This window comes from Pseudodesulfovibrio alkaliphilus (assembly GCF_009729555.1).
Taxonomy (GTDB): domain Bacteria; phylum Desulfobacterota; class Desulfovibrionia; order Desulfovibrionales; family Desulfovibrionaceae; genus Pseudodesulfovibrio; species Pseudodesulfovibrio alkaliphilus.
Genome location: NZ_WODC01000007.1, coordinates 116420 through 132680 on the forward strand (window position 1 = coordinate 116420; position 16261 = coordinate 132680).

Below are 16261 nucleotides of genomic sequence, written 5' to 3' on the forward strand. Positions count from 1 at the left end.
GCTCGCATGGAGTCCAGATCGTTTCAGGTATTGGAGTTCCCGAAAATTCTCGGGGCGTTGTCCCGGTTTGCCGTGTCCGGCGCCGGGGCTTCCGCATGCCTGAGTATTCAACCATTCAAGGATATCGACAGGATAACGGAAGCCCTCGTGCTCATGGAACAGGCAGCGGCCTGGTGCGGGGAATCCTCCTTTGCCTTGCGTCCCTTCCCCGAACTCGACGGGTTGTTTGCCTACCTTGAGGGAGCTGGCTCGGCCTTGGACCAGGATGCGCTCTTCGCCCTCAAGCAGGTGCTTGATGTTGCCCGTGAGGCCCGCGAATCCCTGGAACGATTCGCTGATCGGGACTGGCACAACCTGAACCGGACTCTTTACGACTATCCCTGGCCCGCACGAACTGTTTCAGGCATCGGCCGCTGTCTGGACGCCGATGGCAATATTCGCGACGCCAGTTCGCCGGAATTGCTTGCCGTGCGCCAGGAGATCCGGGCCATCCATCAGCGCTGCACTAAACGGGTGAAGGACTTCGTCCTGGCCGAGAACCTGGGGCAGGCGCTTCAGGACGAGTTCATGACCATCTCGTCCGACCGTTATGTGCTGCCGCTTAAGGCAAATTTCAAAAACAAGATCAAGGGCATCATCCACGACTATTCCCAGACCGGAGAGACCTGCTACTTTGAGCCTATGTTTCTGGTGGAAACCAACAATCGCCTTCAGGAACTCAAGCGGGAAGAGCGCGAGGAGGAGTACAAGATACTCAAATTCCTCACGGAGCTGGTCCGCCAGGAGCAGGAGGGGGTGCGCGGCGCCTATGACGGTCTGGTCGCTCTTGACGTACTCATGGCCAAGGTGGCCCTGGGACGCGCCTTTGACGGCCGGGCCATTGAGGCCATTCCGGAAGGGAGGCCAAAACTTCTGCGGGCCCGCCATCCGCTGCTGGCTCTCGCCGAGGGCGGTGTCCAGCCAGTGGATATAGAACTGCTCGACGGCCAGAAGGCGCTGATCATCAGCGGTGGTAACGCGGGCGGTAAAACGGTCTGCCTCAAGACTCTCGGCCTTGTTGCCCTGATGACCTTCGCAGGACTGCCGGTGCCCGCTGCCGAGGGGAGCGTACTGCCCCTTTGGACGGATATTTTCGTCATCATGGGCGACGAGCAGAGCCTGGAGGAGAATGTCTCCACCTTCACCGCGCAGATCAAGTATCTGCGGCGGGTTTGGGATATGGTAGGCGACAGGACGCTCTTCATCCTCGACGAGTTCGGTGCAGGCACGGACCCAACCCAGGGAGCAGCCTTGGCCCAGGGGGTGGTGGACAGCCTGGTGGAACGCGGGACCACCTCGATCATCGCCACGCACTTTCCGGCCCTTAAGGCTTACGCCATGGCGGCCGATTCAGTGAGGGCGGCCAGCGTACTCTTCGATCCCGGCACCAAGCGGCCGCTCTTCCGGTTGGCCTACGATCAGGTGGGTGCGTCCATCGCCCTGGACGTGGCTCGCGAACACGGGCTGCCCCGGACGATCCTGGAACGCGCCGAACGCTATCTTCTCCTTGATGGCTCGGACACCAGCGCGGTGCTCGATCGGCTCAACGAGATGGCAGTCAGGCGCGAACAGGAGCTGGACGCCGTGCAGGCGGAACGGCGCAGACTCGAAGACAAGCGCGACAAGCTCGAGGCGCGTTTCGAGAAGGAGCGCGGCAAGGCTCTTAGAGACATCCAGGCCCAGGCCCAGGCTATTGTCAGGCAGTGGCAGGCGGACAAGCTGGGCCGCAAGGAGACGCGCAAGAAACTGGCCGAGGTGCGCGAACGGGTGGAGGAGTTGGGGCCGGATGGTTCCACCTCTTCTATGGGATCTGCGACCGGGCAGACTGGTGGAACCCTGGCATTTGCGGACATTGCCGAGGGTATGGCCGTGTCGTACCCGGCCTGGAACAAGTCCGGAACCGTCCTTGAGGTAAACGCCAGAAAGAAACAGGCCAAGGTGGACTTCGGCGGAGTGGCCATGTGGGTCAAGGCCGAGCACCTGACAAGGGCCGATGCGCCCGAGACGGCCTCGCCCAGAAGCGGACTTTCGACTCCGGCCCCTCCGTCCGAGCTGGTGGTCGAGGTGGACATCCGTGGGAATAGGGCGGACATGGCCCTGAGTATGCTTGAACGGGCAATGGACGATGCCCTGCGCAAGGGGGCTGGCCGGATGGAGATCGTTCATGGTCGCGGCACCGGAGCCCTGCGCCGCGAGGTGCATGACTATTTGCGACACTACCCCGCTGTGGCCGATTTCGCCTTGGCCAACGAGGAGCGGGGCGGTGACGGCATGACCGAAGTAACTCTCAAGTAGCTGGTTTCGACCGGCGCGGAGGCGCACATGGACAGGAGTGCTGTGGAGGCCGTCAAGGCCCGCATCAGCATCGCGGACATCGTACGCCGCTATGTGGACCTCAAGCCCGTCTCGGGGCGATGGATGGGCGCGTGTCCGTTCCACCAGGAGACCAAGCCTTCCATGTCGGTCAACGACGAGGAAGGGTTTTTCTACTGCTTTGGCTGTCAGGCCTCGGGCGATGTCTTTGATTTTTATGCGCGCATCAACGGTCTCGAATTCCGCGAGGCCCTGGAACAATTGGCTGCCGAAGCCGGAGTGGATCTGGGCAATGTGCCCCATGACCCCCATGCAGCCGAACGCAAGGCCCGCGTAAACCTGTTTCTCGACATGCACGATGAGGCCAACGCATGGTTCCAGCGTAACCTTTCCATGGCCTCGGGCGAAACGGCCAGACATTATTTGCAAAATCGGGGCATGACCCCGGACATTATCGCCAAGTTCGGCCTGGGCTACAGCCCTGAGGACTGGCACGGCCTGGAGAACCATCTCAAGGGCAAAGGACGGACACCGGAACAGGCTGTTGATGCCGGGCTTTTGTCAAAAAACGATAAAGGAAATATTTACGACAGGTTCCGTGGCAGACTCATCTTTCCCATTCAAAATTTGTCGGGCCGGGTCATTGCCTTTGGCGGCAGAATCATTACAGATGGTGAACCCAAGTATCTCAATAGCTCGGATACACCGATATACAAGAAGGGCGACCATCTGTACGGGTTGAATCTTGCCCGGTCCACCATGACCCGCACCAAACGGGCCCTGCTGACCGAAGGATACATGGATGTCATCTCGCTCCATCAGTTCGGCTATACCGATTCCTGCGGTGTTCTGGGCACGGCCCTGACACCCGAGCAGGTCAAAAGGCTGGCCGGATTCTGCTCGCGTGTGGACCTGGTCTTCGACGGCGATGGGGCGGGGCGAAAGGCCGCGCTGAAAAGCAGCCGGATGATCCTGCTGCAGGGTGTGGCCTGCCGGGTGGTGCTCATGCCAGAGGGCGAGGATGTGGACAGCCTGCTTCAGACAAAGGGGGGCGAGGGCTTGGAGTCCTGCCTGGCGCAGGCACCGGACGGCCTTGACTTCTGTCTGCACACCCTGCGAAGCGATTTTGCGCCGCGCGAAATAATGGCCTGGGCCAAGGGGTTTTTGACGGATTTGCAGGAGCCGTCCCTGCGGGCATTCTATCTGCCGCGCATTGCGGGCGGGCTGGGCTTGTCCGAGGCCGATTTTCGGCGCGACGCAGGTGTTTCCGGCCCACCTCGGGCCGGGGGAGCCCATCGTCGGCAGGAAAGCCCGGCACAGGCGACACAAGGTCTTCCGGCCGTAGGCAAGGAAGACAAAGATGACAAATATTTATTGAAATTTCCCATCCAATACCCGGACTATGTCCCGGCGCTGGAGGAAAAGGGATTCGGACGCATCCTCGCCACCCGGTGGGCCAGGGCGCTCTGGGAGAAGCTCGTCAATACGCAGCACGGCCAGACACTGAGCCTGCTGAACGAACAGGAGAAGAGCTTCTATATCAGGTGCCGCGAGGAAGTTCGCAAATCCGCGCTCACAGGACGTGAACTGCTGGACGAATGGGAACATATCTGTAATAAGATCGCGTTTGCACAGCAGAAAGAAAACAGACGACAGCTCAAAGAGGCCCTGCATCAGGCGCAACTCAGCGGCGACAGGCAGCGGATAGACGAGTGTTTTCGGGCCTTGGAAGAATCTCTCAGGAGGGACGATGAGCAATATTAAGGAAATCCAGCAGATCAAGACCCTGATTGCCGAAGGCAAACAGCGGGGATTCCTGACATACGAGGAGTTGAGCAAGGCCCTGCCTTCCGACTACAACACCCCGGAACAGCTGGAGGAAATTCACGCCATCTTTGACCAGATGGGCATCGCCCTCGTCGATTCCGACGAAGACGACAAGAAGCTCGAAACCGATGACAAGGAACTCGAACTGACCGACAAGGACGACGAATCAGGAGACTACGCCTCGCGCAGTACCGACCCGGTACGCATGTATCTGCGCGAGATGGGGGCAGTGCCCTTGCTCGACCGCGAGGGCGAGGTGGTCATCGCCAAGAAGATCGAAAATGGCGAGATGGAAGTCCTGTACTCCCTGGTCGAGGTGCCCGTGGCCGTCGAGGAGCTCATTTCTGTCGGCGAAGACCTCAAGGATGGCCGCGTCAAGCTCAAGGACGTGGTCAAGACCATCGAGGAGGACGACCCCAGCGAGGACGAGATGAATCAGCGCCAGCGCGTCATCTTCCTGCTCGACGAGGTCAAGAAGCTCTACAAGAAAAAACGCAAGATTTACGAGAAGCTCGACTACTGCGCCCAGACCGACAAGCGCGTCTATGGCGTACAAAAGGATATTCTCTCCTACAAGGACGAGGTGGTCAATCGACTGCGCGACATCAAGCTGGAAAAGACCCTCATCGACCGGATCATTGAGACGGTCAACGACTACGTCCGCCAGATGCACAACTGCCAGCGCGACCTCTCGGCCTATGTCCTGTCCGTGGGCCAGACCAAGGCGGAGATCGAGATTCTCTTCAGGCAGGTGGATGACCGTGCCATCAACCCGGTGAAGGCGGCCGACACTCTGGGCCTTACCGTGGAAGAGTTCTTTTCCTTCAAGGAGATGCTGGCGGGTAAGCTGGAGATCATGCACCGGCTGCAGGACAAGTGCTGTCACTCGGTCCATGACCTGGAGGAGGTGCTGTGGCGCATCAAGCGCGGCAACCTCTCGGCTATGCGCGCCAAGCAGGAGCTTATTCGCGCCAACTTGCGACTTGTCGTCTCCATCGCCAAGAAATACACCAATCGAGGGCTCCAGTTCCTGGATCTCATCCAGGAGGGAAACATCGGGCTGATGAAGGCGGTGGACAAGTTCGAGTACCAGCGCGGCTACAAGTTCTCCACCTACGCCACATGGTGGATTCGTCAGGCCATCACCAGGGCCATTGCGGATCAGGCCCGGACCATTCGTATTCCGGTGCATATGATCGAGACCATCAACAAGCTTATCCGTACTTCGCGCTATCTGGTGCAGGAACTCGGTCGCGATCCCTCGCCTGAGGAAATTGCCGAGCGCATGGATTATCCGCTGGAGAAGGTCAAGAAGGTGCTCAAGATCGCCAAGGAACCCATCTCGCTTGAAACTCCCATCGGAGACGAAGAGGATTCGAGCCTGGGCGATTTCATTGAAGACAAGAAGGCCACTGCCCCCGCCGAAGAGGTGGTGTCCACCAAACTGAGCGAGCAGATCGCCTCGGTCCTTTCCGACCTCACTCCTCGCGAGGAGCAGGTGCTGCGCAAGCGGTTCGGCATCGGCGAGAAGTCGGACCACACCCTTGAAGAGGTGGGCAAACTCTTCAACGTCACTCGCGAGCGCATCCGCCAGATTGAGGCCAAGGCCCTCAGAAAGTTGCGCCATCCGGTGCGCAGCGCTCTGCTTCGTTCCTACTTCGAGAACTAGTCCTCTTCGGGGCCGGGTGCGGACAACGCTCCCGGCCCCTTGTCTACGCCGCTCCATGCGGCCTTGCGCCCAGCGCGAAACACCGAGCCCAACGGGACCAGAACCATGGAAATCCTTTTCATCTTCATCGTTCCCGCAGCTGCCCTGATTCTTGACACCCTGTTTGGCGATCCCAAGTGTCTGCCGCACCCGGTCCGGCTCATCGGCCGGATACTCGACCTGTACGAGGCATCGGCACGACGCGTGGGCATTGATCTGGCCGTGGCGGGCTGGGCTGCAGTACTCCTGCTGCCCGTGGCCGCCTGGGGCGTGGCCGAATTCATGATGGCCATCCCGTATTTGGGCCTAATCGTCGCCGTCTATCTGGCCTATGCCGGGCTGGCCCTGGGGTGTCTGGCGCGTGAGGCATACCGCGTGGCCGCATTGCTCGATACCGGCGACCTGCCCGGAGCGCGAGCCGCCCTCTCCATGCTTGTCAGCCGCGACACCTCGGAACTTGGCCCCGACGAGGTGCGGCGCACCCTGGCCGAAACAGTGAGCGAAAACCTCAACGACGGCCTAGTGGCGCCCATGTTTTACCTTGTCCTGCTGGGACCGGGCGGTCTGTGGGCATACAAGACGATCAGCACCATGGATTCCATGTGGGGCTACCGCACCGAGCGCTTCCGCGACCTCGGCCGTGCAGCAGCAAAAACCGACGACATACTGGCTTGGATTCCGGCTCGGATTACGGCCTGGCTGATGATCTTCGTGGGCTGGCGGCGCGGGCTGGCCCATGGCGCTGCCAAAGCCAACCTTTCCCGTGATGCGAGCAGGATGGAGAGCCCCAACGCAGGCTGGCCCATGGCCGCTGCCGCATGGCTCCTGGGCGGCCAGATGGGTGGCAGGGCGGTCTACTTCGGAGCAGTTAAGGACAAGCCCGTGCTCGGCCCGGCTGGAGCCGTGTGGGACAGGCAGATGGTACGCACCCTCATCCGACTGTGCAAATCCACAGGCCATCTGGCAGGGTGGCTCTTCATCGCTCTGCTTGGAGCGCTACGGTGGGTCTGGTAAGCACCTTTTCTGTCCGGGCGAAGCGGTGCCCGATCATAGAGGGAAAAGCGCTGCAACGCAGTCAAACCGTTATCCTCGACGCGATGGATGCTGGATTTACAACAGAGAAGAGGGCTCCGCAGGAGCCCTTTTCTCGATAATCGACGGACTCATGGTCCTGTTGATATGGAATCAGAAACGCTCAAAATCCCCGTCAGACCCCATGTCGAGCCCGATGCCCCCGGAGATACTGTTTCGTATTTCAGGCCGCTTGCCGACTTTTGGTGTGTTTCCCCGGGACAGGGCGGCGGATTGGGATTTGACACGCACTGTCCTATTATTTTGGACATGCCCATCGTCCACGCGGAAGAAGGCCATAAGGTGCATAAGGTGCTGACCGTGACCGGAGAGTTCTTCGCTGGTAGAGGCCATTTCCTCGGAAGCAGATGCGTTCTGCTGAATGACGGAATCAAGCTGATTTATAGCATGATTGATCTGAGTCGCACCAGCATTTTGTTCTTTGCTGGCTGCGGCTATGCTTTGGATAAGGGTTGCGGTCCGTTCAATGTCTGGCACAAGCCTTTCAAGCATATCCCCCGCCTTTTCAGCGACCGCGACACTGCTGCTCGACAATTCACTGATCTCGGCCGCGGCATGACCGCTACGCTCCGCGAGTTTGCGAACTTCGGCCGCCACTACGGCGAACCCTTTACCGTGCTCACCCGCTCTTGCCGCTTCAATGGCTGCATTGAGTGCCAGCAGGTTTGTTTGCCGGGCTATTTCTTCAACAATTGAAATCTTGTCCGCAATACTCTTCATGGAGTTCACGGTCAGGGACACGGCTTTTCCACTCTCGTGAGCATCCGAGGCAGCCGTACGTGCTAGCTGGTCTGTTTCGCGAGCGTTTTCAGCATTCTGGCTGATGTTGGCGGTCATTTCTTCCATGGAAGCCGTGACCTCTTCAATGGACGCGGCTTGTTCTGTGGCCCCCTGGGAGACGGTCTGTGACGAAGCCGAAAGCTCCCCGCTGCCTGCTGCGATGCTCTCCGATGCGTGTTGAACCTCAAGGACAACACCCTTGAGCCTGTCCGCCATATCCTTTAGCGTTCGGGCAAGAACTCCGATTTCATCTTTGTTGTTTATGTCTATTGAGTTGTCGATAAAGTCGCCTTGGGCAAGTTTCTCGGAAAAAGCGACCGCTTTTCGAATTGGCAGGACGATGCCTCCTGCCAGGAACCAGATGGCGCCGCAACCGAGCAGGGCCAGTCCGCAGCCGATAATGATGTTGATGATGCTTTCACTACGCGTTGTCTGGATCATATCGTTTTCCAGTTGAATCGCGTCAGCGAAAACTATTGACCAGCTCGTTTCTATCAAAATAGCCCAAGGCATTCCGGTTCGCCCCAGCTCGATCGGGGCCAAGACCTTGATCAGGTTGGCGCCTTCATCAATATCAACAATCGGTTTTCCTGCCTGCGTATTATCTATCAGGCTCTGCCAGTCGCCCAGGCCAAGATCTTTAAGCGGGCGGCCAATGGAATTTGCATCGGCGCTGTTGGCGACAACTATGCCAAGGTTACTGATGACCATGGCCTTTGCATTGCCGTCGTAAAGCGACCTCGCAACTTCCTGGCAAAGCATCTGGACAAAATCAAGACGCAAATCCGTACCGCCGACGCCGAGAAACTTGCCATCCACCACGATGGGTGCCGACATCGTGGTGAGCCATTCCTCCTTGCCCTGAACGATGTAAGGGAAGGGATCAAGTACATTCTCCCGCAGCCTCTCGCGTGGAGTCAAATACCAGCCACCTTTGCGAACTCCGTTGGGGTGTGGGGATGCGTCCTCGTAGCCGACCAGGGCCTGACGGTCTATCATCCCACTTGCGTCTCGGTTCCAATAGGTTACAAAACGTCCGGTCTCGTCGTGGCCTGTCTCACTTTTTCCCGCATGGAGCCTGTCATCGCCATCAAGCGCGTCTGGCTCCCATGCACTGTATGCGCCAAGGAAATCCCTGTTGTTTTCGAGCACCGTAAGGAGGATATTGCTGAAAGTTGTTCTTAAATCTAATTTTTGACTGATGTCTGTTGTTGTCCGGACGGCCTTGAAGGCGTCGGCGATGGTGCGGGCGCTGGCGATGTTCTCTTCGAATTTTGACTTGATGAATCCAGCCTCACGTTGTGCGACAGCGAGCAACATCTGATGTGTTTGTTTATTGACGAGTGCCTTGATTTCTTCCGAGATGCGATTATTGGAATTTCTCTGCGACAGAATTTGTATGCCGACGAGGATTGACACGGTCAGCAGCAAACAGATGCCTGCCATTAACACTATTTTCGTTTTTATTGATTTGAGGTGCACGGGTTCCCCCTTTTTCAATTCTGGTTACACGAACTTTATACTTCGTCTATTATAATTAAATAATTTGCTTCATTGCCGATGCCAGGCCGAAAGGGGGGAGGAGGGCACAGCCAGAAGAAGACGTAGAATAAATTTTTCCGTATAACATTTCAAAATCAAAAAGAAATGGGAAGGCAAAAAAGATCGTTCTGATTACGGTCGACAGCAAACGGAACGCAGGCGGAATGTGAATACAATGAAAGATGGCTCCTTGCGGAGCCCTCTTTCATTGTATTTTGCTGGATGCGCTATTCGCCAAGCTCGACGCTGCGCAGATAAGACTCGAAGGCACCGTCGATGATGGAGCCGCGCACGCCTTGGCGATCAAAGTGGGTCAGGGCGCGGATGGTGGTTCCGCCGGGCGAGGTGACCATCTCCCGAAGCTGGGTGATGGACAGGTCACTCTCAGCGGCCAGCCGGGCCGAGCCGGAGAAGAGTCCCTTGACCATCTGAGTGGCCTGTGGCCGTGATAGTCCGAGGGCGACGGCAGACTCCACCAAGGCCTCCATGAAGTAGAAGACGTAGGCCGGGCCGGAGCCGATAACGCCGGTAAAGGCGTCGAAGAGCTTCTCGGGCAGGACGTGGACTTGGCCGATGCCCTCGAACAGACCGGGAATGGCCGAGCGCATCGCATCCGAAAGGTCATTGTCGTCCAGGCAGACGGCAAAAACACCTTCGCCCACCAAGGCTGGGGTGTTGGGCATGACGCGCACCACCGGGCACAGCCCCCCGGTCCAGTCCTTGAACATGGTCTGAGTGATGCCCGCGCAGATGGAGACGAGGCACTTGGAGCCGTCAAGCTCGGTGGCGATCTCCTTGACCAGGGGTTCCGCGTGCTGGGGCTTGACGGCCAGTATGACGATGTCGCACTCGCGCACCAGATTGTGGGGAGAGGCGTGAGCGATTAGACCGACCTCCTCGACCATGGCCTTGAGCCGGGCCGTGTCGTGGTCCACGCCGTGCAGGACCACATCGCGGGAGGCCAGCCCCCGGATGATGGCCGAACCCATGTTGCCAACACCGATGAACCCGATTTTACTGGGCATTATCCCACCAATTCTTCCTTGTCGAAAAAGTAGGCCACCTCGGTCCTGGCGGTGTCTGGACCGTCGGAACCGTGGCAGGCATTGTTTTGGATGTTCTGGCCAAAGGCGGCGCGGATGGTACCGGGCGCGGCGTCAGCCGGGTTGGTGGCCCCCATCAGGGCGCGGTACTTCTCGATGGCGTTCTCGCCTTCAAGGCAGGAGACCACCACCGGGCCGGAGATCATGTAGTCCACCAACTCGCCGAAGAAGGGGCGCTCCCTGTGCACGGCGTAGAAGCCCTCTGCCTTGGCGCGGTCCATGTGGATCATCTTCATCCCCTTGATGCGCAAGCCGGAGTCGGTGATCATCTTGAGGATGTCGCCAATGAGGTTGCGCTCGACAGCGTCGGGTTTGATGATGGAAAAGGTCTGTTCGATAGCCATGTGGGCCTCCCTTGGGTTTGCAATGTACATGTGTCGGTCGTTTTTTGCCAGTGGCTCCGAAGGGCTGTCGATACAGCCTAGCAGAGCAGCATGCGGTCGGAAACGCCCTCGCCTCCGCGCAACTCGGAAAAACGGCGAAGCAGATCCTCGACCTTGAGATTTTGTTTTTCCGCCCCGGCAATATCGAGCACGATTTCGCCGCGATGAAACATGACCAGCCGGTTGCCCAAGCTAATGGCCTGGGCCATGTTGTGGGTGACCATCAGGGCCGAAAGGTTCTGCGACTCGACAATCTCTGCGGTCAGGTCGAGCACCATGGCCCCTGTCTTTGGGTCCAGGGCGGCAGTATGCTCGTCGAGCAGCAGCAGACGGGGGCGCACCAGGGTGGCCATGAGCATGGTCAGGGCTTGGCGCTGCCCGCCGGAGAGCAGGCCGGTGGTGGTCTTGAGTCTGTCTTCAAGCCCCAGGCCCAATAGGGCGAGTTTCTCGCGAAACAGAGCTCGGTCGGCAGCCTTGACGCCAAGGCCCAGTCCCCGACGCTGGCCGCGTTTAAGCGCCATGGCCAGATTTTGCTCGATGGACGCACCTGCGCAGGTGCCAAGCAGTGGGTCCTGAAACACCCGGCCAATGAGCGAGGCTCTCCGATGCTCGGGCCAAGCCGTCACATCATCTCCGCCCAGCAGGATGCGCCCTCCGTCCAGGGGAAACGATCCGGCCAGGGCGTTGAGAAAGGTCGATTTTCCCGCGCCGTTGGAGCCGATGACGGTGATGAAATCGCCCTCGGCCATCTTCAGACTGATGTTGCTCAATGCCTTGATTTCATTAACGTCGCCTTTATGAAACGCCTTGGTGATGCCGGAAATGCGGATCATTTCACCCTCCCGGCCATGATGCGTTTCGTTCTGGCCTTGATCTGGGGCATGACCAGGGCGATGACCACCAGCAGCGCGGTGATCAGGTTCAGATCGCTCGGAGTGATGGCGAAATCGCCAAGCCGCATCCCCAAGGCCAGGGCGATGGCCACACGGTAGAGAATGGAGCCGAGCAGAGCGGCGATCAGGGCGCGGGTGATGGTCTTGTGGCCGAACACGGTCTCGCCGATGATGACCGAGGCCAGCCCGGCGATAATGGTCCCAACCCCCATGTTCACGTCAGCCGCGCCTTGATTCTGGGCCACCAGGGCACCCGAGGCGGCCACCAGGGCGTTTGACAGGCCCACGCCGAAAATGATGATGGTGTCGGTGTTCACGCCCTGACTGGTGATCATCTGCTTGTTGTCGCCCGTGGCCAGGAAGGCGAGACCCAGCTCGGTATGCAGGAACCAGACGAGCACGGCCAGAGCGGCCACGCAGACAAGGCCGAAAAGCAGGGGCGTGGAAACATGCGGCATAAGCCCGCTTGCTGCGGCGAACCAGTCCACCACCGTATCCTGGCCGAGCAGGGTCATGTTTGGCCGCCCCATGATGCGCAGGTTGATGGAGTAGAGCGCAATCATGGTCAGGATGGATGCCAGCAGATGGAGTATCCTGAACTTGGTGTTGAGCACGCCTGTGACGGCTCCTGCCATGAATCCGGCCCCAGAGGCCATGAGCACGGCCAGGACCGGGGGATGACCGGCAGTGATGGCCACTGCCGAAACCGAGGCCCCCAACGGCAGACTGCCGTCCACGGTCAGGTCCGGGAAATCGAGCACCCGGAAGGTCAGGTAGACGCCGACCACCATAAGGCCGTAGGCGAATCCCTGTTCGATGGCGCCGAGGAGTGCATAGCTGGTCATGTGGTATCCCAAGGTCTGCGGCCCGCCCCAGCGGACCAAGTGAACCGAACAACGAACAAGGCGCGTTGCGGACAACGCGCCTTGTATACTGTTGGCGTCAAATACGCAAATGCGACTACTCGACGACCTTGGCGGCCCGGGTGATGGTGGCTTCGGGCAGAGTCACTCCCATGGCAGCGGCCGCCTTGGTGTTGACGTGCAGGTTGAGATCTTCGAGAAACTCCACGGGCATGTCGCCTGGGGCCACGCCCTCGACGAGAATCCTGTAAGCCATGTCGCCGGTTTGAAGCCCCATTTTGTAGTAGTCCACGGCCACGGCCGCGATGGCTCCGCGATCCACGGAATCCACATCCGCGGCGATAAGCGGCAATCGGGTCTGGGTGCAGACCTTGACGGCCGACTCCAGGGCGGAGACAGCAGTGTTGTCGGTGGGGATGTAAATCACGTCGGCCCGGCCCACAAGACTCCTGACCGCCTGAAACACGCCGCTGGAGTTGGCGATAGTCGCGCCCTGAACGACGAGGCCCGCCTTGGCGGCCTCTTCGGTCAGCTTGTCCACCAGGACCACTGAGTTGGGCTCGCCTGCGTTGTAGATGACGCCGATGGTCTTGGCCGAAGGCGCTATCTCGAGGATCAGGGCCACATGCTGGTCCATGGGGCTGAAATCGGACATGCCGGTGACGTTGCCGCCGCCGGAATTCTGCAAATCCTTGACCAGTCCGGCAGAAACGGGGTCGGTCACGCCGGTAAAAAGGATGGGTATGTCCTGAATCTTCTGGGCTGCGGCCTGTGCGCCGGGAGTCGCGATAGCCAACACCAGGTCAGGCTTTTCGCCCTTGATCTGATTGACGATCTGGATGTTGGTGCCCATGTTGCCCTGGGCGATGTGGACATTAAAGACGACTTCCGCCCCTCGATCCCTGAGGCGGTCGGCAACCCCCTGGCGCATGGCGTCCAGGGCGGGATGCTCGACGATCTGGGTCACTGAAACCGTGTACGAACCGGCCGCCAAGGCGTTGGCAGCCAGCAGACACAGTGCGGCCACGGTCAGAAGAAGACGTGTCATGGGGGCCTCCAAAAGGGAATTTTGACGGATAGTGGCCCCTGGAACCACGTCAAGTCAAGGTGTATCACCCTGTGCTGAATCAAAAGGCCGCGTGAGCGGCCCCTTGATCGCCATCGGCGGGTCTGATCAGAAGCGGATTTCCTCTTCCTTGACCACCCGGAAGGATTTGTTGCCCTTGACCCGGCCCGGCAACCCCTGAAATTTGCGCACACCCTCGATTTCGGCCTCAAGCAGTTCATCCTCGTCGGTGTCGAGCAGGATGATGTCGCCTTCCTGAAGATAGAGCAACTGGCGGCCGCTGATGGTCGTGCGTCCCATGCGCACCACCATCTCCACCGGGGTTTCCATAAGCCGCTCCTTGAAGCGGTTGATCCAGACATGGTCCACCTCAAGCCTCTCGGACTGGAAGGAGGCGTGCAGCTTGGACCGGATGGGCTCCATGGTGGCGTAGGGCAGACAGACGACGAGGGAACCGATGGCGTTCTCAAGCTCCACCTCGAAAGTGATCACGATGACCACGTCCGACGGCGGCACGATGGCAGCAAACTGGGGATTGACCTCGGTGCGGATCATCTCCACATGCACTTCGTGCACAGGCTTCCAGGATTCCTCCATGTTGGCCAGGGCGATCTTGACCACGCGCTCGACAATGGCCTGCTCTATGGGCGTGAAGTCGCGTCCCTCCACCTTGGGCTGGCTGCCTGCGCCGCCGAAAAAGTTCTCCACCAGGGCGAAGACAAGACGGGAATCCACCACAAGCAGGGCGTTGCCGCGCAGGGGGTCCATTTTGAAGATGGAGATGGAAGTGGGCACGGGCAGGGAGCGCATGAAATCGCCAAACTTGGACATGTCGATGGAAATCGGGTTGATGTCCACCCGCTTGCGCATGGTGTTGGCCAATGCGTTGGTGCACAGCCGGGCAAAGCGGTCGTTGACGATCTCAAGGACGGGCATGCGGCCCCGAATGATCCTGTCCTGATTGGCCAGGTCAAAGGACACAACCCCGGAGTCGTCCTCCGGTATCTCCGTCTCAGTCTCGACATCCCCCCCGGAAAGGCCCCGGAGCAGGGCATCCACTTCGTCTTGTTCGAGGATTTTACTCATCTGGGAAAAGCCTCTTTCATCGACCGGCTTGGCGGCCCGCTTGCTCCCGGCCACGCCGGAATTTTGAACATCGTGAAACGACAAGCAAAAAACGGGCCTGATTCATCGCCTGATTTCTGCAGATCGTCGGTTACGTTGTATATTCCTGTTACACACGGCCTCGCTGGATGGCAAGAGGCGACTGCCGGGCAACATCGAATTTCCTGGATAAAGTCTACAGAATCTCCAGAACATCGCCGCACAAGGCGTACATTCGACAATATGCACTGCATTACAGGCTGTTGCAAACGAAGCGCCAGTTGAACGAAAGCCGGGAGATGTCAAATCGCTAAGGATTGGAAGACTGGACGATTGGATTACTCGGCGGCAAGCTCGGAAAGGGGAAGCAGCCTGATCTGGACATTTTTTCTGGCAGACCATTGGCTGAGGGCGGCCAGAGTTTCCGGATAGGGGTGGCCGATGGCAATGGCCGACCCTTTTTTGAGGGCCACATTTTCCGCCTTGCGCAGTTGCAGGGTGATGGCAGAAACGTCCCTGACATTGTCCAGGAAGATGTCGCGTTCGTAAAAGGGAACCCCGATCTCGCGGGCCGTTGCGCGGGCAACGCTTTTTGGGGTTGTCAGGCTGTCGAGGAAAAAGAGTCCGCGCCGTTTCAATTCGGCCAGAGCCACCTGCATCCCCGGGGCGTGGGCAGTGAATTTGGACCCCATGTGGTTGTTGACGCCGATGGCGTCTGGAATGCGGTCGAGATTCTCAGTCATGCGCTGCCGGATCATCTCTTCGGACATGGTGGTGAAAAGAGCGTCCTTCCCAGGATCGTATGCCGGATAACCCATGGGTTCCATGGGAAAATGAACAATAAGGTCATGTCCCGAACTCCTGATGAGCCGGACCGCTTCCCTGGTCTGGCTGGCGTTTGGCCACACAGCCAGAGTCACGGGGAAATCCAAGCCGAGGAGTCCCTTGAGAACGCGGATGTCCTCACCGATGTCGTCGATGACGATGGCCATGCACGGTCCGCTGGCCTTGGGGCGCGGCAGGGCCATCGGGACAATCTCCAGAAGCAGGCGGTGGGAAACCAAGCCGTTGATGGAGATGGTCGCCTCGGTCTCTCCGGCCTCGGCCAGCAGAGCCTCGGGCACACGCATTTGAAGGCGTTGCCCCAAGGCATCGAGAAAGGCGTGGCGCTCCTTGCATGGAGGAATCTGGAGAACCTGATAGTGGTAGGGGCGCCCGTCGAGTTTGCGAAGCTCCACATCCAGAAGATCCAGGCCGGACATGTTCATGCCGCTTGCCCGCATGGCCTCGATGATGGCCAGATCGGCCTGTCGGACCTTGTCCTCCATGCCGCCAGCGGGGTCTTCCTCGAAAACCTTGGGCTGCGGTGTAGGCTGGATCGCTCCGACCCGGGTGGACATGATGTCCGGCGGGGTGTCGTCGGTCAGGATGTAATAGCCCAGCGCCAGCAGACCGACAACGCCAAGGACAAAGAACAACACAAGTGGGCCGGGCCGGTACAGCTTTCTCAGAAGGCTGTCCGAACCGGGCCCTTGCTTTCCGGTGTCG

At 59.2% G+C, this 16261-nt stretch carries 12 protein-coding genes; 4 read left to right on the forward strand and 8 right to left on the reverse strand.

The annotated features are described in order from the left end of the window. Nucleotides 1–6 precede the first annotated feature (6 nt). The 4 genes from GKC30_RS11265 (at nucleotide 7) to cbiB (ending at nucleotide 6901) form a co-directional block, all read left to right on the forward strand. Nucleotides 7–2334 (forward strand): endonuclease MutS2, encoded by a 2328-nt coding sequence (locus GKC30_RS11265; protein WP_155934836.1) that lies wholly within the window; start codon nucleotides 7–9, stop codon nucleotides 2332–2334. 27 nt (nucleotides 2335–2361) lie between these two features. Then, nucleotides 2362–4116 carry a DNA primase gene (gene dnaG / locus GKC30_RS11270; RefSeq protein ID WP_155934837.1) on the forward strand — a complete coding sequence of 585 codons (1755 nt, stop codon included), beginning with the start codon at nucleotides 2362–2364 and terminating at the stop codon, nucleotides 4114–4116. Beyond that, complete coding sequence (rpoD, locus tag GKC30_RS11275) at nucleotides 4103–5848, forward strand: RNA polymerase sigma factor RpoD (RefSeq protein ID WP_155934838.1); 1746 nt, start codon at nucleotides 4103–4105, stop codon at nucleotides 5846–5848. Before dnaG ends, rpoD begins: the two co-directional genes overlap by 14 nt. A gap of 105 nt (nucleotides 5849–5953) precedes the next feature. After that, complete coding sequence (gene cbiB / locus GKC30_RS11280; RefSeq protein ID WP_155934839.1) at nucleotides 5954–6901, forward strand: adenosylcobinamide-phosphate synthase CbiB; 948 nt, start codon at nucleotides 5954–5956, stop codon at nucleotides 6899–6901. Nucleotides 6902–7072: 171 nt separating this feature from the next. Here the strand turns inward: cbiB and GKC30_RS14910 are convergent, their stop codons facing one another. The 8 genes from GKC30_RS14910 to GKC30_RS11320 all read right to left on the reverse strand — a co-directional run bounded on the left by GKC30_RS14910 (nucleotide 7073) and on the right by GKC30_RS11320 (nucleotide 16194). Beyond that, nucleotides 7073–9241: a methyl-accepting chemotaxis protein gene (locus GKC30_RS14910; protein ID WP_196772862.1), complete on the reverse strand. Its 2169-nt coding sequence runs from the start codon at nucleotides 9239–9241 to the stop codon at nucleotides 7073–7075. 287 nt (nucleotides 9242–9528) lie between these two features. Further along, nucleotides 9529–10326, reverse strand: a complete 798-nt coding sequence (proC, locus tag GKC30_RS11290) for a pyrroline-5-carboxylate reductase (RefSeq protein WP_155934840.1) — start codon at nucleotides 10324–10326, stop codon at nucleotides 9529–9531. Then, a complete protein-coding gene (gene ndk, locus GKC30_RS11295) occupies nucleotides 10326–10748 on the reverse strand; it encodes a nucleoside-diphosphate kinase (RefSeq protein WP_155934841.1) in 423 nt (140 codons plus the stop codon). The genes proC and ndk overlap by 1 nt, the downstream gene beginning before the upstream one ends. 77 nt (nucleotides 10749–10825) lie before the next feature. Next, nucleotides 10826–11620 carry an ABC transporter ATP-binding protein gene (locus tag GKC30_RS11300; RefSeq protein ID WP_155934842.1) on the reverse strand — a complete coding sequence of 265 codons (795 nt, stop codon included), beginning with the start codon at nucleotides 11618–11620 and terminating at the stop codon, nucleotides 10826–10828. Next, nucleotides 11617–12525 carry an ABC transporter permease gene (locus tag GKC30_RS11305; protein ID WP_155934843.1) on the reverse strand — a complete coding sequence of 303 codons (909 nt, stop codon included), beginning with the start codon at nucleotides 12523–12525 and terminating at the stop codon, nucleotides 11617–11619. Before GKC30_RS11305 ends, GKC30_RS11300 begins: the two co-directional genes overlap by 4 nt. Before the next feature lie 115 nt (nucleotides 12526–12640). Next, nucleotides 12641–13591, reverse strand: a complete 951-nt coding sequence (locus GKC30_RS11310) for an ABC transporter substrate-binding protein (protein WP_155934844.1) — start codon at nucleotides 13589–13591, stop codon at nucleotides 12641–12643. 126 nt (nucleotides 13592–13717) lie between these two features. Continuing rightward, complete coding sequence (fliM, locus tag GKC30_RS11315; RefSeq protein ID WP_155934845.1) at nucleotides 13718–14695, reverse strand: flagellar motor switch protein FliM; 978 nt, start codon at nucleotides 14693–14695, stop codon at nucleotides 13718–13720. 356 nt (nucleotides 14696–15051) lie between these two features. Next, entirely contained in the window at nucleotides 15052–16194 is a 1143-nt protein-coding gene (locus GKC30_RS11320; protein WP_367614100.1) for a divergent polysaccharide deacetylase family protein, read from the reverse strand. Nucleotides 16195–16261: the final 67 nt, after the last annotated feature.

Excerpts from the sequence above, each read along its gene's own strand:
- GKC30_RS11265 (WP_155934836.1), top strand. The coding sequence starts at position 7 with ATGGAGTCCAGATCGTTTCAGGTATTGGAGTTCCCGAAAATTCTCGGG.
- dnaG (WP_155934837.1), top strand. The coding sequence starts at position 2,362 with ATGGACAGGAGTGCTGTGGAGGCCGTCAAGGCCCGCATCAGCATCGCG.
- rpoD (WP_155934838.1), top strand. The coding sequence starts at position 4,103 with ATGAGCAATATTAAGGAAATCCAGCAGATCAAGACCCTGATTGCCGAA.
- cbiB (WP_155934839.1), top strand. The coding sequence starts at position 5,954 with ATGGAAATCCTTTTCATCTTCATCGTTCCCGCAGCTGCCCTGATTCTT.
- proC (WP_155934840.1), bottom strand. The coding sequence starts at position 10,326 with ATGCCCAGTAAAATCGGGTTCATCGGTGTTGGCAACATGGGTTCGGCC.
- ndk (WP_155934841.1), bottom strand. The coding sequence starts at position 10,748 with ATGGCTATCGAACAGACCTTTTCCATCATCAAACCCGACGCTGTCGAG.
- GKC30_RS11300 (WP_155934842.1), bottom strand. The coding sequence starts at position 11,620 with ATGATCCGCATTTCCGGCATCACCAAGGCGTTTCATAAAGGCGACGTT.
- GKC30_RS11305 (WP_155934843.1), bottom strand. The coding sequence starts at position 12,525 with ATGACCAGCTATGCACTCCTCGGCGCCATCGAACAGGGATTCGCCTAC.
- GKC30_RS11310 (WP_155934844.1), bottom strand. The coding sequence starts at position 13,591 with ATGACACGTCTTCTTCTGACCGTGGCCGCACTGTGTCTGCTGGCTGCC.
- fliM (WP_155934845.1), bottom strand. The coding sequence starts at position 14,695 with ATGAGTAAAATCCTCGAACAAGACGAAGTGGATGCCCTGCTCCGGGGC.